This window comes from Specibacter sp. NPDC078709 (genome assembly GCF_040686795.1).
Classification (GTDB): domain Bacteria; phylum Actinomycetota; class Actinomycetes; order Actinomycetales; family Micrococcaceae; genus Specibacter.
Genome location: NZ_JBFBLU010000003.1, coordinates 21,313 through 39,744, shown reverse-complemented (window position 1 = coordinate 39,744; position 18,432 = coordinate 21,313). Strand labels below are relative to the sequence as shown.

General features: G+C 60.2%; 19 protein-coding genes. 7 read left to right on the top strand and 12 right to left on the bottom strand.

The window, feature by feature from the left end; translation table 11 throughout:
* The first annotated feature begins 10 nt into the window (after positions 1 to 10).
* The 3 genes from AB0P14_RS06785 (at position 11) to secG (ending at position 2,569) form a co-directional block, all read left to right on the top strand.
* The gene (locus tag AB0P14_RS06785; RefSeq protein ID WP_363839520.1) at positions 11 to 1,249 is read left to right on the top strand and encodes a phosphoglycerate kinase; all 1,239 of its coding nucleotides are present in this window, start codon (positions 11 to 13) and stop codon (positions 1,247 to 1,249) included.
* A gap of 108 nt (positions 1,250 to 1,357) precedes the next feature.
* Complete coding sequence (gene tpiA, locus AB0P14_RS06780) at positions 1,358 to 2,173, top strand: triose-phosphate isomerase (protein ID WP_363839518.1); 816 nt, start codon at positions 1,358 to 1,360, stop codon at positions 2,171 to 2,173.
* 141 nt (positions 2,174 to 2,314) lie between these two features.
* Positions 2,315 to 2,569 (top strand): preprotein translocase subunit SecG, encoded by a 255-nt coding sequence (gene secG, locus AB0P14_RS06775; RefSeq protein ID WP_363839515.1) that lies wholly within the window; start codon positions 2,315 to 2,317, stop codon positions 2,567 to 2,569.
* A gap of 98 nt (positions 2,570 to 2,667) precedes the next feature.
* On the opposite strand, the gene pgl is transcribed toward secG, so the two are convergent.
* From pgl to tkt, 6 genes are all read right to left on the bottom strand, one after another.
* Positions 2,668 to 3,483, bottom strand: coding sequence for a 6-phosphogluconolactonase (gene pgl / locus AB0P14_RS06770; protein ID WP_363839512.1), 816 nt, complete (start codon positions 3,481 to 3,483; stop codon positions 2,668 to 2,670).
* Entirely contained in the window at positions 3,480 to 4,421 is a 942-nt protein-coding gene (locus tag AB0P14_RS06765; RefSeq protein ID WP_363839509.1) for a glucose-6-phosphate dehydrogenase assembly protein OpcA, read from the bottom strand. Before AB0P14_RS06765 ends, pgl begins: the two co-directional genes overlap by 4 nt.
* A complete protein-coding gene (gene zwf, locus AB0P14_RS06760) occupies positions 4,418 to 5,962 on the bottom strand; it encodes a glucose-6-phosphate dehydrogenase (protein ID WP_363839506.1) in 1,545 nt (514 codons plus the stop codon). The genes AB0P14_RS06765 and zwf overlap by 4 nt, the downstream gene beginning before the upstream one ends.
* Positions 5,963 to 5,978: 16 nt before the next feature.
* Complete coding sequence (locus tag AB0P14_RS06755; RefSeq protein WP_363839503.1) at positions 5,979 to 7,616, bottom strand: glucose-6-phosphate isomerase; 1,638 nt, start codon at positions 7,614 to 7,616, stop codon at positions 5,979 to 5,981.
* Positions 7,617 to 7,621: 5 nt separating this feature from the next.
* On the bottom strand, positions 7,622 to 8,743 hold the full coding sequence (gene tal, locus AB0P14_RS06750; protein WP_363839500.1) for a transaldolase: 1,122 nt from the start codon (positions 8,741 to 8,743) through the stop codon (positions 7,622 to 7,624).
* A gap of 127 nt (positions 8,744 to 8,870) precedes the next feature.
* Positions 8,871 to 10,997 carry a transketolase gene (gene tkt / locus AB0P14_RS06745; RefSeq protein ID WP_363839497.1) on the bottom strand — a complete coding sequence of 709 codons (2,127 nt, stop codon included), beginning with the start codon at positions 10,995 to 10,997 and terminating at the stop codon, positions 8,871 to 8,873.
* Between the two features lie 421 nt (positions 10,998 to 11,418).
* Between tkt and AB0P14_RS06740 the strand changes: the two genes are divergently transcribed.
* Positions 11,419 to 12,390 carry a heme o synthase gene (locus tag AB0P14_RS06740; protein WP_363840398.1) on the top strand — a complete coding sequence of 324 codons (972 nt, stop codon included), beginning with the start codon at positions 11,419 to 11,421 and terminating at the stop codon, positions 12,388 to 12,390.
* Positions 12,391 to 12,571: 181 nt separating this feature from the next.
* Complete coding sequence (locus AB0P14_RS06735) at positions 12,572 to 13,594, top strand: intradiol ring-cleavage dioxygenase (protein ID WP_363839494.1); 1,023 nt, start codon at positions 12,572 to 12,574, stop codon at positions 13,592 to 13,594.
* A 55-nt stretch (positions 13,595 to 13,649) separates the two neighbouring features.
* On the opposite strand, the gene AB0P14_RS06730 is transcribed toward AB0P14_RS06735, so the two are convergent.
* Together AB0P14_RS06730 and AB0P14_RS06725 are read right to left on the bottom strand one after the other, a co-directional pair.
* Positions 13,650 to 14,036, bottom strand: coding sequence for a LysR substrate-binding domain-containing protein (locus tag AB0P14_RS06730; protein WP_363839492.1), 387 nt, complete (start codon positions 14,034 to 14,036; stop codon positions 13,650 to 13,652).
* Entirely contained in the window at positions 13,994 to 14,494 is a 501-nt protein-coding gene (locus AB0P14_RS06725; protein ID WP_363839488.1) for a LysR family transcriptional regulator, read from the bottom strand. The genes AB0P14_RS06730 and AB0P14_RS06725 overlap by 43 nt, the downstream gene beginning before the upstream one ends.
* Positions 14,495 to 14,649: 155 nt before the next feature.
* On the opposite strand from AB0P14_RS06725, the gene AB0P14_RS06720 reads away from it, so the two are divergent.
* Positions 14,650 to 14,922 carry a hypothetical protein gene (locus AB0P14_RS06720; RefSeq protein ID WP_363839485.1) on the top strand — a complete coding sequence of 91 codons (273 nt, stop codon included), beginning with the start codon at positions 14,650 to 14,652 and terminating at the stop codon, positions 14,920 to 14,922.
* Positions 14,923 to 14,961: 39 nt separating this feature from the next.
* Here the strand turns inward: AB0P14_RS06720 and AB0P14_RS06715 are convergent, their stop codons facing one another.
* Positions 14,962 to 15,225 carry a hypothetical protein gene (locus AB0P14_RS06715; protein ID WP_363839482.1) on the bottom strand — a complete coding sequence of 88 codons (264 nt, stop codon included), beginning with the start codon at positions 15,223 to 15,225 and terminating at the stop codon, positions 14,962 to 14,964.
* 11 nt (positions 15,226 to 15,236) lie between these two features.
* Here AB0P14_RS06715 and AB0P14_RS06710 point away from each other — a divergent pair, with 11 nt between their 5' ends.
* A complete protein-coding gene (locus AB0P14_RS06710; protein ID WP_363839479.1) occupies positions 15,237 to 15,422 on the top strand; it encodes a hypothetical protein in 186 nt (61 codons plus the stop codon).
* 84 nt (positions 15,423 to 15,506) lie between these two features.
* Here the strand turns inward: AB0P14_RS06710 and AB0P14_RS06705 are convergent, their stop codons facing one another.
* From AB0P14_RS06705 to AB0P14_RS06695, 3 genes are read right to left on the bottom strand one after another with little or no spacing between them, the layout of a single operon-like run.
* Positions 15,507 to 16,487 (bottom strand): COX15/CtaA family protein, encoded by a 981-nt coding sequence (locus AB0P14_RS06705; RefSeq protein WP_363839476.1) that lies wholly within the window; start codon positions 16,485 to 16,487, stop codon positions 15,507 to 15,509.
* Positions 16,478 to 17,248 carry an ABC transporter permease gene (locus tag AB0P14_RS06700; protein ID WP_363839473.1) on the bottom strand — a complete coding sequence of 257 codons (771 nt, stop codon included), beginning with the start codon at positions 17,246 to 17,248 and terminating at the stop codon, positions 16,478 to 16,480. The genes AB0P14_RS06705 and AB0P14_RS06700 overlap by 10 nt, the downstream gene beginning before the upstream one ends.
* Positions 17,245 to 18,279: an ABC transporter ATP-binding protein gene (locus AB0P14_RS06695; protein ID WP_363839470.1), complete on the bottom strand. Its 1,035-nt coding sequence runs from the start codon at positions 18,277 to 18,279 to the stop codon at positions 17,245 to 17,247. The genes AB0P14_RS06700 and AB0P14_RS06695 overlap by 4 nt, the downstream gene beginning before the upstream one ends.
* Positions 18,280 to 18,432: the final 153 nt, after the last annotated feature.

The window sequence follows — 18,432 nt, the reverse complement described above, 5'->3', positions numbered from 1 at the left end:
GGCATAATAAATGACTCTTCACACCCTCAGCGAACTCATCGATGAAGGTGTCCGCGGGCGGCACATTCTTATCCGTAGCGATTTGAATGTGCCGCTCGACGGCTCTAACGTCACTGATGATGGACGCATCAAAGCTTCACTGCCCGTCATCAAGGCGCTGGCGGATGCTGGCGCTCGTGTTCTGGTCAGTGCCCACCTGGGCCGCCCCAAGGGCGCGCCGGAAGCCAAGTACTCTTTGGCTCCAGCCGTTGCCCGCTTGTCAGAACTCGCTCCGGAGTTGAACGCGGTCTTGGCCGCCGACACCACCGGTCCGGCTGCCCAGGCGGCAGCGGCTGATTTGGCTGATGGCTCGGTTCTGGTCTTGGAGAACGTGCGCTTCGATGCTCGCGAAACGTCCAAGGACGACGGCGAACGGGCGGCTTTCGCTGCTGAGCTCGCCGCCCTGACCGGCAGCAATGGTGCCTACGTCGATGATGCTTTTGGTGCTGTTCACCGCAAGCACGCCAGTGTCTATGACATTGCCAAGGTACTGCCGTCCTACCAGGGCGATCTGGTGCGCACAGAATTGGAGGTGCTGCGCAAGCTGACCTCAGATTCTGAACGCCCCTACGTGGTGGTGCTCGGTGGTTCCAAGGTTTCGGACAAGTTGGCAGTCATTGACAACCTGATTGGCAAGGCCGATTCCATCCTGGTTGGCGGCGGCATGCTGTTCACCTTCCTCGCAGCTCAGGGCCACAAGGTTGGCTCTTCATTGCTGGAAGTTGACCAGATCCCCGTGGTTCAGGATTACCTGGAACGCGCTGCCGCAGCAGGCACCAGCTTTGTGCTGCCCACCGATGTGGTTGTTGCTGCCGGCTTTGCTGCTGACGCAGCCCACGAAGTTGTTGCGGCTGATGCCATTGAAAGCAGTGCCTTCGGCGCATCTGGACTGGGCCTGGACATTGGTCCGGATTCAGCTGCGGCTTTCGCCGCAGCAATTTCCGGCGCCAAGACCGTGTTCTGGAACGGACCGATGGGCGTCTTTGAATTCCCGGCCTTCGCCGCAGGAACCAAGGCCGTTGCGCAGGCCCTCGCAGCCAACACCAGCAACGGTGGATTCAACGTTGTAGGTGGCGGTGATTCAGCCGCAGCCGTACGTACCTTGGGCTTTGCCGATGACGCATTTGGTCATATCTCCACCGGTGGTGGCGCCAGCCTAGAATTCCTTGAAGGTAAGGAACTCCCCGGGCTGAACGCACTAGACCGCTAAGAGCAATATGGTGGTGGCGGGGAGTCCCGCCACCACTTTTGCAGGATGCCCTTCTGCACTGTTGTGACAAAAGTTTTACTCTAAGTAACGCAAGAAACGAGAGACGCGATGACTACTTCAACAAACGGCAATTTTGACCGGACGCCGCTGATTGCAGGCAACTGGAAGATGAACATGGACCACGTCCAGGGCATCACCCTCCTGCAGAAACTGGCTTGGACCTTGTCCGACGCCCGCCACGATTTTGACCGGGTGGAAGTTGCCGTCTTCCCACCCTTCACCGACCTGCGCGGTGTCCAGACCCTCGTTCAGGGCGACAAGCTCAAACTTGCCTACGGTGGGCAGGACCTCTCTGATAAGGATTCAGGCGCCTACACCGGTGACATTTCGGGTGCCTTCCTGAACAAGCTGGGCTGCGCCTACGTCTTGGTCGGCCACAGCGAACGCCGCGAGATTCATGCTGAGAGCGATGAACTGCTCAACGCAAAGGTCAAGGCCGCGTTCCGCAACGAAGTGACGCCCGTGCTGTGCGCAGGCGAAGGCCTTGAAATCCGGAAGGCCGGAACTCACGTAGAACACACGCTGGCACAAGTGCGCGGCGGAGTCAGCGGACTCACCGCCGAGCAGGCCGCACAGCTCGTGATTGCTTATGAGCCCGTGTGGGCCATTGGCACAGGCGAGGTTGCTGGACCTGAGGACGCACAGGAAATGTGTGCCGCCATCCGTGCCGAGCTCGTGGAACTCTTCGACGCCGAAACAGCCGCCAAGACCCGTCTGCTCTACGGCGGCTCGGTCAAGGCTAACAACGTGGGCGCCATCATGGCCGAACGCGACGTTGACGGTGTGCTGGTAGGCGGTGCCAGCTTGGATGCCGGCGAGTTCGCCAACATCGCACGCTTTGAAAACCACCTCGTCACCAAGTAGTTGCTTACCGTGTCCATTCGCCTTGTGTGGGTGGACACGGTTAGACTTGGGTGCGGACCAAGGCACTGCTGCGCATTGATGCGCGGAAATCCTGCTCCACCAACTACTTGATTCACCATCACCATGTTCGAAAGGCCACACGTGGAAGCTCTACAAATTGCCCTGCAGATCATCTTGGGTGTCACCAGTTTGCTGCTGACCCTGCTGATCTTGCTTCATAAGGGCCGTGGCGGCGGTCTGTCCGATATGTTCGGCGGTGGCATGAGCTCAAACTTGGGCTCCTCCGGCGTGGCAGAGCGTAACCTGAACCGCTTCACCGTGGTCCTGGGCATCATCTGGGGCGTTGTCATCATTGGCCTCGGCCTGATCATGTCCTACGGAAACATCGGCGCATAAAACTTTGCACCAACACTAGTTCCAACTAAGAAGGTCCCCTCCGGCTGCGTGCTGGAGGGGACATTTTTAGTACTGTCAGTCGTAGCAGTCTTTGGCTGCTAGGAATTGCGGTGCGTGAGCACTCCGGGAACCTTGGCAGCTGCCGCCTGATCCAGGAGCCACAGAGTCTTCTGCATGCCGCGGGCACCGGACGCAGGTACCTGAACTGCATTGGCGCCGGCCAAGCCGAGCCCCACAGCAGCAGCCTTGTCCGCGCCTGCTGCCACAATCCAAATCTCCTGGGCAGAGTTAATAGTTTCGAGCGTCAGCGATACCCGAGTGGGTGGGGGCTTAGGGGAGTTACGGACTCCCACCACCGACACACCCTTGGTGCGGATGCCAGCCATGTCCGGGAACAGGGATGCGATGTGGGCATCCGGTCCCAGACCCAACAGCAGGACGTCAAAACGGGGCACAACAGGCGCCACCTCGGCGGCTTCGGCTTCACGAGATTCGTCGTTGTGCCATTCAGCCTCAGCCGCAGCAGCCAGTTCGGCAGCATACTGCGCTACAGCCTCATCAAGATCGGCTACGGTGTCGGAGGCGGGCATGATGTGAACACGAGCCGGATCCACGGGGATCTGGTTCAACAGTGCCTCAGCAGCCTGACCATAGTTACGGTCGGGAGAATCAGTTTCAACGAACCTGTCATCACCAAACCAGAAGTTCACCTTGCTCCAATCAACCGCCAAATGCGCCGGTGACTGGGCAATTTCACGCAGCGTGGCGATGCCAACACTGCCGCCTGTGAGCACAACGGTAGCCTCACCACGTTCGCTTTGAACATCCAACAACCGGGTGATGAGCCGTGCTGCCGTGGTGGCTGCCAACACATCAAAGGACGGATGTTCGGTGACGCGGAAATTCCTACTCATAGTTTCACTACCTTCTCTTCAGCCAAAAGCTTGCTCAGACCCAAGGTGACAACTTCCCCAAAGACTAAGTCGGGATCCAGTCGTCGCAATTCTTCGGCCAGGCAGTCCTGCAACGAACGGCGCGGCAAGGAAATCTTTTGCTCAGGTTGTCCTGGCTGGCTCAGAGTTGCCTCCAAGGCGCCCGGACGAGTCAATTGCACATTGCCATTTTTGCGTTCAATGACAACGGTGCGGATACCGGTGCCACGGGGGTCCTCGGTCACTGTGATGGGCACGTCCAAGGCGCGGTGCAACCATGCTGCCAGCAGGAGAGTGCTGGGGGAATCGCTGGCACCTTCAACCTGCAGGCCCGTGATGGGATCCGAGCTGTCGGACTGATCCAGAGCCGCCGCCAACTGCACACGCCAGTTGGTCAAACGGGTCCAGGCCAGATCCGTATCACCGTCGGCATACGTCTTGGCGATATGCGCAAGTGCCTCGCGCGGATCTGCTGTGTTGGCAGAGTCCGTGATGCGGCGGTGGGCAATACGACCCACAGCTGATTGGCTCGGTGAATCCGGGGCATCCGTATGCCACCAAGCCACAATAGGAGCGTCTGGCAACAGCAATGCAGAGAGGATCGATTCGCTTTCCGCGGCAAGTTCACCGGAACCGCGAAGCACGATCACCTCGGAAGCGCCGGCGTCACCGCCCACACGAATTTCCGCATCCAGGCAGGTCGGATCCGCAGGTGACCCCGCAGCAAGAACAATAATGCGGCAAGGGTGCTCACGGCTGGCCAAGTTTGCAGCCTCAATGGCCTCTTCTTGACGGCCTTCCTTGGTGATCACCACGAGCGTCAGCACGCGACCCAAGGCAACCACGCCGCCTTGTTCACGCATCTTCACGATCATCTTGGTGATCTTGGACGTGTTTGTATCCGGGAGTTCTACGATCATGGTCGGCGCCACGTCCTTCCATCGCGCTTCAAGAGTTCATCAGCGGAGGACGGGCCCCAGCTGCCTGGTTCATAGGCTTCGGGCTGGATGCCTTCAGCGGCCCAGTATTCCTCGAAGGGATCCAGGATCTTCCAGGAAAGTTCAACTTCTTCGTGACGGGGGAACAACGGCGGTTCGCCCAACAACACATCAAGAATCAGACGCTCATAAGCTTCCGGGCTGGATTCGGTGAACGCATGGCCATAGCCAAAGTCCATCGTGACGTCCCGAACTTCCATCTGTGTACCAGGGACCTTGGAGCCGAAACGAATGGTCACACCCTCATCAGGCTGAACCCGGATGACCACGGCATTTTGGCCGAAATCATCTTCGGCATGGTCGGTGAACAACAGATTCGGCGACCGCTTGAACACAACCGCAATTTCTGTCACACGACGCCCTAGTCGCTTGCCGGCGCGCAGGTAGAAAGGTGCACCCGCCCAACGGCGGGTATTGATGTCTAGACGTATCGCGGCAAAAGTTTCCGTTGTGGAATCGGCAGGAATACCCTCTTCCTCCAGGTAGCCCAAGACCTGCTCTCCGCCCTGCCAGCCACCAGCGAACTGGCCGCGGGCTGAGTGGCGCGAGAGATCCTCGGGCAACTTCACAGCAGCCAGCACCTTTTCCTTCTCGGCCCGCAGGTGGTCTGCGTTAAAGGAAATGGGCTCCTCCATGGCCGTCAAAGCGAGGAGCTGCAACAAGTGGTTCTGGATGACATCGCGGGCTGCGCCCACGCCGTCGTAGTAGCCGGCGCGGCCGCCGGTGCCAATGTCTTCAGCCATAGTGATTTGCACATGGTCAACAAAGTTGGCGTTCCACAACGGCTCAAAGAGCTGGTTAGCGAAACGCAAGGCAAGGATGTTCTGAACGGTTTCCTTGCCCAGGTAGTGGTCAATCCGGAACACGGCATCAGCCGGAAAGACGGATTCCACGATGTCGTTCAGCGCACGGGCTGACTTGAGGTTGTGCCCAAACGGCTTCTCAATGACCACCCTGCGCCACGTGTCCGAGGGACCCTGCGCCAGACCGTGCTGGGAAAGCTGGCGGCACACCAGCTCAAAGGCCTTCGGCGGGATGGAGAGGTAGAAGGCGTGGTTACCGCGGGTGCCGCGGGTGTCATCTAGCTCAGAGAGGGTGGCCTTGAGGCGTTCAAAGGCTGCGTCTTCATCAAACTCACCTTGAACAAAGCGGATTCCTTCGCTGAGCTGATTCCAGACGGTCTCATCAAACGGCGTACGGCAGTGAGCCTCAACAGACTCCCTGACCTGGGCCGCAAACTCGGCGTCTGACCAGTCCCGGCGGCCAAAACCAACCAGGGCAAAGCTTGGCGGCAACAAACCGCGGTTTGCCAGGTCATAGACAGCTGGCATGAGCTTTTTACGAGACAAATCGCCGGTGACTCCGAAGAGTACCAGCGATGACGGGCCCGCAACCCGGGACAGTCTGCGATCGCGACTGTCCCGGAGCGGGTTTTCATTATGGGAATTGGCAGAGAATGGCATCTTGAAAGAGGTAGCCCTATGCGTCGAGTTGGCGGCCGGCGAGTTCGGCAACCGCAGTTTTTAGTTGAGTCACACCGGCAGCCACATCAGTCAGGTGCAAGCGCAACACGGGGCGTCCGTGATCTGCCAACACAGCAGCATCGCCCGCGGCCTGAGCTGCAATGAGCTCGCCGAAGCTGAAGGGACGGTCCGGAATCGCCACATCGGCTGATGCCTCACCTGTCACCTGCAAGAACACGCCGACGGCGGGGCCGCCCTTGTGGAACTGGCCGGTGGAGTGCAGGAAGCGCGGGCCCCAACCAAAGGTGACGGGACGGGAGGTGTACGCGGCAAGTTCGTTGCGTACCGATTCCAGCGGGGTGTGAGCCAAGCGGTCCAAATAGACCTGAACGCTCAGGTAGCCATCGGCATCCAAGGTCCCTGCCAAAGCAGCCAGCGCCTCGGGGAGCGTAGACGCCCCGGCCAGCCATCCGGCGTCGTTGTTGGCAGTGCGCACTTCCACGGCACCGTCGGTGAACAGTGCAGCCGTGTGCTCCGGGGTGGCATCCAGCAGGCCGCGGGCAGCTTCCTTGGCAGCCTCAACATCAGGCTGGTCAAAGGGGTTGATGCCCAGGAGGCGCCCGGCAACGGCGGTGGCAAATTCCCACACCATCATCTGCGCACCCAAGTCACCAGCAATGCTGAACTCGTTCTCACGAAGTTCGACGTCGGCGTCCCCGGCTACCAGCCGCACCACCAGGACGTCAGCAGCACCGCCAGTGACCTCGGGAGATTTGGGATCGGCAACGACCGGCAACACACCGGTGCCCAGCTTGCCGGTGGATTCGGCGATGAGCTGTTCGGCCCAATCGGCGAAGCCCACAATGCCCGAGCCCTCATCAACAATAACGATCTTGTTGCGCAGCGGTGACGTACCGCCCAGAGCTGCGGCGAGGCGCAGGCCAACGTTGTCAACATCGTCATCGCGCAGCATCTCACCGGCTTCCTCGGCGGAATCCAGCAGTGCGGCAATATCCGCACCGGCCAGACCCGAAGGAACCAAACCGAAAGCGGTCAGGCCCGAGTAGCGGCCGCCCACGTTGGGGTCTGCGTTGAAGACCTTGCGGTAGCCGGCTTCACGAGCAGAACCGTCCAGGGGTGAGCCCGGGTCGGTGACGATGATGATGCGTGACTTGGCGTCAATGCCCGCGGCCGTGAATTCGTGTTCGAAGATGCGGCGCTGGGAGTCGGTTTCCAAGGTGGAACCGGACTTGGAGGAGACCACAATGGCGGTGGTGGACAGGCGGTCGCTGACAGCTGCCCGTACCTGATCGGGATCGGTGCTGTCCAAGACACTGAGCTCAACACCGGCAGTTGCCGTGATGACCTCGGGGGCCAGTGAAGAGCCGCCCATGCCGCACAGCACAATGTGGTTGATGCCTTCGGCACGGAGTTCATCGCGCAAGGCGGTGATCTCTGCAACCAAGGGAGCCGAAACTTCGGCGGCCTCAACCCAGCCGAGCCGGATCGCCGATTCGGACTCTGCCTCGGCGCCCCACAGGGTGGCGTCCTTGGCAAAGATGCGCGAGGCGACCTGATCGGCCACCAGCGTCAACAACTGAGCCTCCCCGGCGGCCTTGGCGGCCCCGGTTGCGGCAAATGCCAGTGAAGTCATGGGGATCAGCCTTCCGCGCCTGCAGCGTCAAGGGCAACCTGAACGTGGTTCAGGAGGTCCTTCCAGCTGGCGACAAACTTATCCAGTCCTTCAGTTTCCAGTACGCCTACAACGTCGTTGTAGGAGATGCCCAAGCCCTCGAGCTTGTTCAAGAGTTCGTTGGCTTCTGCGTAACCGCCGGTGATGGTGTCGCCGGTGACAACGCCGTGATCGAAGGTTGCATCCAGGGTCTTCTCCGGCATGGTGTTCACCACGTTGGCAGCGACCAGCTCGGTCACGTACAGGGTGTCCGGGTAAGCCGGGTTCTTGACACCCGTGGAGGCCCACAGCGGACGCTGGGGGAGCGCGCCGGCTTCAGCCAATACGGCCCAACGCTCAGAGGAGAAGACCTCTTCGAAGGCCTGGTATGCCAGGCGGGCATTGGCCAGTCCGGCCTTGCCCTTCAGGGCAGCGGCTTCTTCGGTGCCGATGGCATCCAAGCGGTTGTCAATTTCCAGGTCCACGCGGGAAACGAAGAAGGAGGCAACGGAGTGGATTTCGGCCAGGTTGTGGCCGTTGGCCTTGGCGAGCTCCAGGCCGCTGAGGAAGGCGTTCATGACGGCGCGGTAGCGCTCCAGCGAGAAGATCAGGGTGACGTTGACGCTGATGCCTTCACCCAGGGTTGCCGTGATGGCTTCGATGCCTTCAAGTGTTGCGGGGATCTTGATCAGAACGTTCTTCTTGTTGACCTTGGCGTAGAGGCGCTTGGCTTCTTCGATGGTGCCCGCAGTGTCCCAAGCCTTGCGCGGGTCAACTTCAATGGAGACTCGGCCGTCAACGCCGGCGGTTGCGTCGTAGATCGGGGCGAAGATATCGCAACCGTCGGCAACATCTGCTGTGGTGAGTTCAAAAACAGCATCTTCTGCGTTGATGCCAGCGGCTGAGAACTTCTTCAGTTCAGCTTTGTAGTCATCGCTCTTGGTGATGGCTGCTTCGAAAATGCTGGGGTTGGTGGTGACGCCAACAACGTTCTTCTCGGCGATCAGTGCGGAGAGGTTGCCGCTGCTGATCCGGCTGCGAGAAAGATCGTCAAGCCAGATGGAAACGCCAGCGGCTGAGAGTGCGGCAGTGGGTGTTGAGTTAGTCATGATGCTACTTCCTTGTGTTTTAAGGCCCTGCACTGAACAGCGTTGCAGGCGAGGTGTTGTATTCCCAAGGCCGGCGCCACCTGTTGTGGGGTGCCGGCCTTGGGACTACTTATGTGACAAAGAACGCTTAGGAGTTCACCGTTGCGATGGAGTCCTTGGCTGCGGCTGTAACTGCTTCCGTGGTGATGCCGAACTTCTCGAACAAGACCTTGTAGTCAGCGGAGGCGCCGAAGTGCTCCAGTGAGATGGAACGGCCTGCATCGCCGACGAACTCGCGCCAGCCCAGAGCCAAACCGGCCTCGACCGAGACACGCGCCTTGACGCCTGCAGGCAATACGGATTCGCGGTATTCCGGGCTCTGCGCGTTGAACCACTCAACACACGGCATGGAGACAACGCGGGCAGCGATACCCTCAGCTGCGAGAGCTTCGCGAGCCTCGACGGCCAGCTGAACCTCGGAACCGGTGGCGATCAGGATGACAGCGGGGGTGACCACTGCGCCGTCGGACACGGCCTCTGCCAAAACGTAGCCGCCGTTGGCAACCAGGTCTGCGGAACCGAACTCGGTGGCCGTGGCCGCACCCTCGCCACGTGCGTAGGTGGGGATGTTCTGGCGGGTCAGCACAATGCCGGCCGGGTTGTCAGTGGTTTCCAGGATCTTCTTCCACGAAGCCGAGACCTCGTTGGAATCACCGGGGCGGACAACGTCCAAGCCCGGAATGGCTCGCAGGCTAGAGAGCTGCTCGACAGGCTGGTGCGTGGGACCATCTTCGCCCAAACCGATGGAATCGTGCGTCCACACGTAGATGGACGGCACGCCCATCAATGCCGAGAGACGGATGGCCGGGCGCTGGTAATCGGAGAAGATCAAGAACGTGCCGGCGAAGGCGCGGGTGGGACCACTGAGGTGGATGCCGTTCACAATGGAGGCGGCGGCGTGCTCGCGGATACCGAAGTGCAGGACGCGGCCGTAGGGGCCACCTGACCAGGTGTCGGTCTGCTTGGAAGCAGGCACGAACGAGCCGGCACCTTCAATGGTGGTGTTGTTGGAACCGGCCAAGTCGCAGGAACCGCCCCAGAGTTCAGGCAGTACGGCGCCAATGGAGTTCAACACCTTGCCCGATGCTGCACGGGTGGAGACAGCCTTGCCGCCTTCGAAGACGGGGAGGTTCTCTTCCCAGCCAGCCGGCAGTTCCTTCTTCTGGATACGCTCAAGCAAAGCGGCGTTTTCCGGATTCGCAGCGGACCAGGCGTTGAAGTTGGTGTTCCACTCTTCGTGAGCAGCGGCACCACGTTCCACCAGTTGGCGGGCATGATCCAGAACTGCAGGCTCTACCACGAAGCTCTTCTCGGGATCGAAGCCCAGAACTTCCTTGACAGCAGCAACTTCAGCAGCACCCAGGGCGGAACCGTGGATGCCACCGGTGTTCTGCTTCTTGGGAGCCGGGTAGCCAATGATGGTACGCAGGGAAATGATGGAGGGCTTGGACGTCTCAGCCTTTGCCGCAGCCAAGGCGGCGTGCAGTTCTGCCACGTCTTCGACGTACTCGCCCGTCTTGGTCCAGTCAACGCGCTGCACATGCCAGCCATAAGCTTCATAACGCTTGAGCACGTCTTCGGAGTAGGCGATGTTGGTGTCATCTTCAATGGAGATGTGGTTGGAGTCGTAGACCACAACCATGTTGCCCAGTTCCTGGTGGCCGGCCAGGCTGGAAGCCTCGCTGGTGACGCCTTCCTGGAGATCGCCGTCGGAGGCAATAACCCAGACAGTGTGATCGAACGGGCTGGTGCCAGGGGCAGCGTCGGGATCGAGCATGCCGCGCATACGGCGCTGCGAGTAGGCGAAACCAACGGCCGAGGCCAAGCCCTGGCCCAGCGGGCCGGTGGTGATCTCGACTCCGGCGGTGTGCTTGTATTCGGGGTGGCCGGGGGTCAATGATCCCCAGGTGCGCAGGGCCTCCAAGTCGGAGAGCTCCAGGCCGTAGCCGGAGAGGAACAGCTGCACGTACAGTGTCAGCGAGGTGTGGCCGGGGGAGAGGATAAAACGGTCGCGGCCAATCCAATCCGGGTTCTTCGGGTCAATGCGCATGACCTTCTGGAACAGCAAGTAGGCAGCCGGAGCCAGTGACATGGCTGTTCCGGGGTGGCCGTTGCCGACCTTCTCTACGGCGTCAGCGGCCAAAATGCGGGCTGTATCGACGGCTCGCTGGTCGTTGGCGGTCCAGGTGAACGTTGGCAAATCCTGATGTGACACTGACAGGTCCCTCTCGTTTATGTGCATAAATAATGCAGGTGCGAACAACGCCGGTGCAGCCGAGAATTCGAAGTTCTTGCCGGCACACGCTGGCCGGTACGCCCTGCGGTGTTACTTTCAGCAATTGCAAGCTTAGTCCCACGGGTGCTGGAGACCAGCTAAATTCCACGCCGTTGGGTGCTTCTAAAGTTACACGATGCAGCACCCGGAACGTGATTAGTTTTCACATGTTGCGAAGAGTTGGAGCCAATCTTGACAATGTCGGTTTTCGCCCTTCCATGCTGAAAGCGGCTATGATATTCAGAGGCTTAACGCGCCTGTGACGCGCCCGCACGAGGGACAGCGCTGGCGTAAGGCAGACATCCGGGGCAATAATTGCCAGCCCGAATGCAACCGGCACAGCTACAACAATGAAAACATGGTGACATTACAAGTGAGTGCGACACATACCCCGATAACTGGGGCTTCGGCCAAAGTTCCGGTGAGTTTTTCGGACAAAGCCAAAGGGTACCTGGCACTGACAAAGCCCCGGGTTGTAGAGCTGCTCTTGGTCACCACCTTGCCCACCATGTTTTACGCACAAGGGTTTTCTGGTCTGGGGGGTGTGCCGAGCTTGTGGCTGATGTTCGCCACCATGGTTGGTGGGGCACTGGCTGCTGGCGCTGCGGGTTCCTTCAACTGCTACATTGACCGCGACATTGACAAGGTCATGAACCGCACCTCGAAGCGTCCGCTGGTGACCGGCGTCCTCACGCCACGTGAGGCCCTAACTTTCTCCTGGGTCCTGACAGTCCTCGCCGTGGCCCTGCTCTGGAGTGTGAATCCGCTCACAGGCATGCTGGGTATTGGCGCCATCTTTGTCTACGTGGTGGTGTATTCCATCATTCTCAAACGCCGCACCTCGCAGAACATTGTCTGGGGTGGAGCCGCTGGCTGCTTCCCGGTCCTGATCGCCTGGGCAGCCGTCACCAACACCGTGCAGTGGCCAGCCATCATCTTGTTCATGGTTATCTTCCTCTGGACGCCGCCACATTACTGGCCGCTGTCCATGCGCTACAGCGACGACTACAACGCCGTCAACGTTCCCATGCTCGGTGCCGTAGCCGGTTCGCGCACAGTTGCCGTCCAGGTTGTCCTTTACACCTGGGCCATGGTGGCGTGCTCACTGCTCATGATCCCGCTCGGCGGCGCTGGCATTGTCTACACCGTGGTGGCCCTCGCTGCGGGCGCCTGGTTCTTGTACGAGGCCCACGTCCTCTACAACAACTCGAAGAAGGATCTGGTCACGAAGAAGAACGCCATGAAGGTGTTCCATGTTTCCATCAGCTACCTGACGCTGGTATTCCTTTCACTGGCCGTGGATCCCTTTGTTGGCTCTGCCTTGATGGGCTGATCTTCCTCAGGGTGGACGACGGCGGCCGGCTGGCTCTCTTGGAGAGCTCGCCGGCCGCCGTTCTTGTGTCAGCGGCTCTTGTGCTCCGCACTCACAGCTGGCGCACAGCGTTGGTAAAGCGCGCACCTATTGACGGCATGGAGACTGGAGGTATTCCAAACGACGCGTCAAGTGAGGCCACATGAGCAAAATTCCTGAACCCCAGAGCAGCCCGGACGGTCCGGTGTACGAAGGTCGATTGCTTGACCGGGACGACGAGGAGGTGGTTGATCAAGGCATTTCCTTTGATATTGGGACGCTTGTGAGCCGCCGCTCGGTGATGGGCTTGCTGGGTGCGGGTGTAGGCGCATTTGCTCTGGCAGCCTGCTCAGCCGGTGCTCCCGGAACCACTACCACGCAGAGCGCCAGCGCTGCATCAAGTGCCAGCGCCACGCCAACGGCAAGTGCCGCTGCTGCGGCAGGAGCTCTTGAGGAGGTGCCGGATGAGACCGCGGGACCTTACCCGGGCGATGGCTCCAACGGTCCCGACATTTTGGCAGACGCGGGCATCGTTCGGAGCGATATCAGATCCAGCATCGGAGGTGGCACCACGGCGAAAGGGGTGCCCATGACCTTGACGTTGAATATCAAGGACATGGCCAAGGGGAATGCGGCCTTCGCCAACACCGCCGTCTACGTTTGGCACTGTGACGCCAGTGGAGCGTATTCGATGTACTCATCGGGGATTGAAAACGAAACGTACCTTCGTGGAGTGCAGCTTGCCGACAAGGACGGAAAAGTGACATTTTCCTCCATCTTCCCTGCCTGTTACACGGGCCGATGGCCACATATTCACTTCGAGGTGTACTCCACCGCAGCGGATATTGCAGATTCATCCAAGGCGATTTCAACCTCCCAGGTTGCCCTGCCAAAAGACATTAGCGAGTCCGTGTATGCCCTGGCCGAGTACGAAGGCTCCGCCGCAAACCTCTCCCGGGTGAGCCTTGATTCGGACAATGTCTTCGGGGATGACGGGGGTGCTTTGCAACTTGCTACCGTAACCGGCGATGTGACAAAGGGCTTCCAGGTGGAGCTCACAGTTGGCGTCGACACCGCGACTGCTCCCACAGCGGGAGCTGCTCCGGCTGGTGGCATGGGTGGTGGCACCCCACCTGATGGTGGCCCGGGAGGTACCCCGCCAGCGGGCATGCCGCCGAGCAGCTAACAATTGCCTTAGCTGGTGCCGTTGGTTGTCCCTACTTCCGTCGGTGCGGTGAGAGTTACTTGGGTGAGCGTGATGCGCTTAGGGTGCTGAATCCGTGCAGCAGAGCTCGTCCGGCTGCCGTGGGCAATCGGCCCGTGAATGGGGCCAGCTGGATCTTCCACTGCAAGCTGGTCGGTATCGCCCAGAGGCCCGTCTCGCCGTCTGGTGCCAATGCCGATGCGGGCAGAAAAGCGACGCCCAGATTTTGCCTCATCATTGCGAGAGCGATGTCGAAGGAGATGACCTCCGCTCGCACCACACGGGACAGGCCACTGGCTGAGAATGCGGCATCAACGAGGGTTCGATTGCCCCAGCCTTCGGGGAAATCGATGAAGGATTCGTCCGCTATTTCGCTCAGGCTTATCTGCTGGCGTCCACACAGGGGATGGTCGCTGGAACACACAAAAACGAGATGCCTTCGGAGTGCATAGGGATGAGCTCAATAGTGGTGTCGGAAGAGTTGTGGACAGAGACGAGGGCCAAGTCCAGCGTGCCTGAGCGAAGCTCGGCAAGACTGCTTCGCGTGCCCTGTACCGTCTGCCGGAGCTTGACGGTGCCTCGAACCGTGCCCTGGCTGGCGTCCACGGCATCGCGGGCGCCTTGGATATCGGCCAGGATCCTCCTAGTGTGGGGGAGGAGCGCTTCGCCGGCCTGTGTCAGTGCTATGGAGCGCCCTTGACGTAAAAACAGCGCGGAGCCAAGGTCATGTTCGAGTTGCTTGATGCCGGCCGACACCGCGGACTGAACAATATTGGCGCGTTGGGTGCCCCGAGTGAAGCTCATCTCCTCGGCGACCCCGAGGAAGTAGTCAATCTGGAAGATCTGCCTCCTGCCATTATCGTCAACGGCGATCGGAATCATCGAATATAAGTGTTGGACGCGATTGATTTTCCGTCAGAAACTTGCACCATGACCATTTCTCCTGCACTTCTCGTGCATTCGCGAAACCCTCCGACGCCACAAGCTCCCATCGCCGTCGCCATGGCATCGGTTTTTGGATTGTTGCCTTTGTCTTCATGACTTCCATGGCGTTCGCCGCCGCACCAGCTCCTTTGTACGTGCTGTATCAGCAGCGTTCAGGGTTCAGTGCCTTCACCATCACGGTGATCTTTGCTGTCTATGCCGCAGGTGTTGTCGTCAGCCTCTTCCTGGCCGGATCTTCCGGGGCTGCTGCTGGAGCGGTTTATTACCGGACTTGGCGTGGGTATGTTGACGGCCACAGCGACGGCGCACATGACCGAGTTGTTCGGCTCCGCACGTCCCGGCAGCATGGTTCACCCCGTATGTAGTCTTTGCCTTCTTGTTGCTGGGCGGATTGCTGTTGCTGGTCACCGTGCCGCAACCATGATGGCCTTCGTGGGATTTGCCATGTTTGGTTTCTTCACGTCATTGGCCCCCGTGTTGATCTCCGGGAAGTTGGGCATCACCTCACACGTCGTGGCCGGTTCGGTGGCATTCTCGGTCTTTGCTGCCGCCGCGATCTTCCAAATGATCTCCTCGCGCTGGGCACGCACCACACAGATTCCCGTCGGGCTCATAATCCTCGCCGTAGGGTTGGTGCTCGTGACCGCCAGCAGGGTCCTAGTCTCCATGCCGATGCCCGATGCCCGTTGCAGGTGGCATGGTGGCGGGAGCGGGAGTTGGCGTTACCTTCAAGGCCACCATGGGTCTGCTGCTGCAGGCAGTTGCCCCGGTTCCCTCGGTCATGATGTTCGGTGGCTTCATGCTGGTACTCCTGGCCATCACCGCGATCACGTTCGCCAAGACCCGTCACCAAGCCTCGGCATGAAATAGCCATGACAAAGCCCGGTCCGCCGCCAGCTGTGGCGGTGGACCGGGCTTTGTTATGCCTTGGCGCTATGACGGGAGAGTCCTACTTGAGTTGAACTTGGTCCTTGCCGCGGCGAAGCGCGACATCAATCATGTTGGTGGCAACGGAAAGCATGAGAGAGGACCCGAGCATGTGGATCACTACCAGCAGAATCGGGATGCCGGTGAAGTACTGCCAATAGCCAATAACGCCCTGGAACAGTACGGAGACGAACAGGATCAGGGATGCGTTACGGAGAATATCGCCCTTGCCGTTGCGCCACAGCAAGATGACCAGCAGCAAGGCCGTCGCCACCAGCACGTAGACAGGGACGACGTGAATACGCGTAACCAGGTAGCCGTCCAGTTCCATGCGTGGCGAGGTGGCATCGCCCGAGTGCGGCCCGGATCCCGTGACCAGAGTTCCCAGCACCACTGCCAAGTAACTGGCCACGGCTGCGATGACACTGAGCTTGCGGATGATGGGTTTGGCGCGAGGAACGTCGTTAGGCGCCGAAGCGCCCGTGCGGCCGTAGGTTCTATTCACCATCAGCATGGAGACCACCACCAGAGCGGCGGAGACCAGGAAGTGCAGGCTGACAACATAGGGGTTCAGACCTGAAAGCACTGTAATGCCGCCAATAATGGCTTGGGCGGGGATGACGGCGAGCAGGCCAAACGCCAGCCAGAATAGGTCCTTACGTTCCTTACGCAGGTTCCAGAGCAGGATCAGCAGGACCAGGGCGATGGCGGCAAGTCCGAAGGTGAGCGTGCGGTTGACGAATTCGATGACACCGTGAATACCCATCGCGGGGGTGTTAGTCAAGGACTCCGGCGTGCACTTGGGCCAGGTGGGGCAGCCCAGTCCCGAGCCAGTAACTCGCACCACGCCACCGGAGATGATCAAGACGCCTTGGCCGATCAAGGAAGCCACGCTTAGGCGCTTGATGGCTGGGGTGATGGAGGTGGGCAACTTTTCGGCAAAGTTACGCAGGGCTGTTGCGGTGCTGCTTTGACTCACTTCGGTGACGCCTTTCAATTCCATTTGAACCACTTGAGTGCGGCGACGGCGGCAGCCACACCCCACGCGAGCAAAATAATGAGCCCCCACACATCGAGGCGGCTGTCAATCAGTGCAGCGCGCATCAGGTTGCCGAGGGCGCCCGAGGGCAGCCACTGGACGTAGGCCTCGAGGGTGCTGGAGAACTTACCGGCTGGCAGTACGATCCCGCCCACGGCGGCGAACAGGATCCAACCCAGGTTGGTGATAGCCAAGGTCGCTTCAGGGCGCACTGTGCCGGCAATCAGCAGGCCAATGGCCGTGAACGCGGCAGCACCCAAAATAAGCAGCGGGATGCCCAGCAGCACTCCCGCTAACGGTGGGTGCCAGCCCATGAACGCGGCCACGGTGGAAATCAGCACCACCTGCAGGGCCAAGGCGGCCAACACGGCAATGACCTTGCCAGCTATCAATCCGCCCCTGCCCAGCGGTGTGGTGGACATGAAGCGCAGCACTCCATAGCGCCGGTCGAATCCGGTGGCAATGCCCTGTCCGGTGAACGCCGTCGAAAGTGCACAGAGGGCAAGAATGCCCGGGGTTGCAATGGCCACACGGGAATGTCCCATGTCATCGAGCAGGGGAGTGGCTACTAGGGCAATGAGGCCCAGCAGCGGCATGACGACCATGAGCACCAGCTGTTCGCCGTTGCGCAGCATGGTGGATGCCTCATACTTGCCCTGGTTCACAATTCGTCGGCTCAGACTCGCGGCGTGTGCTGGCGGGGCGTTATGGAAAAGGGTGCTCATGAAATCACCGTGCTGTGGGAGTTGCGGCTGTGAGGGTTAGGGCTATGAGAGTTGCGATCGGCGGAAACAGAGGCAACGGTTGCGGCGCCGTCGGAAATGGCAAGGAACACATCCTCGAGGGACTTGGATGCCAGATGCACGGACGTCGGCATGACGCGGGCTCGTTCACACCAGGCGCCAAAGCGGGCAAGATCGGCCGGCTCCAGGGGGCCGGTCAAGACGTAGCTACCGGCACGGGTCTCGGAGCATTCAAGCCCGGGCCGCAGCAGAGCAGACACATCCAAAGCTGGTGTGGCCTCGAACGTCATGGCGCGGTGCTCCATGGCCGCCGTGGACGTTTCAAGGAGTTCCTGAACCGTGCCGGAAGCCACCGATTCACCCTTGTCCACAATGTAGACGTAGTCGGCAAGGCGCTGGGCGTCATCGAGGAGGTGGGTGGTGAGGATGATGGCCTTGCCGGCGTCGCGCAGTTCCCGGATCAGCTCAAAAACCATGATGCGTGACTGTGGATCCAGGCCGGCGCTGGGTTCATCGAGAAACAACACTTCAGGGTTGCCCAACAAACTCGCGGCCAGTGCCACACGCTGCTTCTGACCACCGGAGAGACGCCGAATATTTGTGTCGGAGAACTCGTTGATGCCGAGCCGCTCTACCAGGGCGTCCACGGAAAGCGGGTTTTGGTACAAGCCCGCCACGTGGCGCAGCAGCGCTATGGGGCGGGCCGCCGGGGGTAGCCCGCCGTCCTGCAACATGACACCCACCCGGGAGCGCAGTTCGGCGTCGGCCGTTTCTGGGTCTTGACCTAGGAGGGAGATGCTGCCTCCGGTACGGTTTTGTAGGCCCTGGGCACATTCAATAGTGGTGGTTTTACCGGCGCCATTGGCACCCAAGAGTGCCGTAACCTGACCAAAATGGGCCGTGAGACTAATATTGGAAATAACGCGTTTCATCCGGCCATCCAATGCCGGAAGGGGCCCCACGTCCTTGATGAGCCCGGAGATTTCCAGAGCAGGGGAAAGTGTCTTTGTCACGCGGCCATTGTACGCGAAGCAATTGGGAGTTCTGCCGAGTGCGGCTATTCCGTGGGCTCCAAGCTGACCCGTGGGTGGGACTGCGGAACTGAAGTGCGCGCCATGCTATCGGCTCGCCTGCCGGCCACTAGCTGCTCCGGTCTGTGGGTAGGC

Excerpts from the sequence above, each read along its gene's own strand:
- AB0P14_RS06785 (WP_363839520.1), top strand. The coding sequence starts at position 11 with ATGACTCTTCACACCCTCAGCGAACTCATCGATGAAGGTGTCCGCGGG.
- tpiA (WP_363839518.1), top strand. The coding sequence starts at position 1,358 with ATGACTACTTCAACAAACGGCAATTTTGACCGGACGCCGCTGATTGCA.
- pgl (WP_363839512.1), bottom strand. The coding sequence starts at position 3,483 with ATGAGTAGGAATTTCCGCGTCACCGAACATCCGTCCTTTGATGTGTTG.
- AB0P14_RS06765 (WP_363839509.1), bottom strand. The coding sequence starts at position 4,421 with ATGATCGTAGAACTCCCGGATACAAACACGTCCAAGATCACCAAGATG.
- zwf (WP_363839506.1), bottom strand. The coding sequence starts at position 5,962 with ATGCCATTCTCTGCCAATTCCCATAATGAAAACCCGCTCCGGGACAGT.
- AB0P14_RS06755 (WP_363839503.1), bottom strand. The coding sequence starts at position 7,616 with ATGACTTCACTGGCATTTGCCGCAACCGGGGCCGCCAAGGCCGCCGGG.
- tal (WP_363839500.1), bottom strand. The coding sequence starts at position 8,743 with ATGACTAACTCAACACCCACTGCCGCACTCTCAGCCGCTGGCGTTTCC.
- AB0P14_RS06735 (WP_363839494.1), top strand. The coding sequence starts at position 12,572 with ATGAGCAAAATTCCTGAACCCCAGAGCAGCCCGGACGGTCCGGTGTAC.
- AB0P14_RS06725 (WP_363839488.1), bottom strand. The coding sequence starts at position 14,494 with ATGATTCCGATCGCCGTTGACGATAATGGCAGGAGGCAGATCTTCCAG.
- AB0P14_RS06720 (WP_363839485.1), top strand. The coding sequence starts at position 14,650 with ATGACTTCCATGGCGTTCGCCGCCGCACCAGCTCCTTTGTACGTGCTG.
- AB0P14_RS06715 (WP_363839482.1), bottom strand. The coding sequence starts at position 15,225 with ATGGAGACTAGGACCCTGCTGGCGGTCACGAGCACCAACCCTACGGCG.
- AB0P14_RS06710 (WP_363839479.1), top strand. The coding sequence starts at position 15,237 with ATGCCCGTTGCAGGTGGCATGGTGGCGGGAGCGGGAGTTGGCGTTACC.
- AB0P14_RS06705 (WP_363839476.1), bottom strand. The coding sequence starts at position 16,487 with ATGGAATTGAAAGGCGTCACCGAAGTGAGTCAAAGCAGCACCGCAACA.
- AB0P14_RS06700 (WP_363839473.1), bottom strand. The coding sequence starts at position 17,248 with ATGAGCACCCTTTTCCATAACGCCCCGCCAGCACACGCCGCGAGTCTG.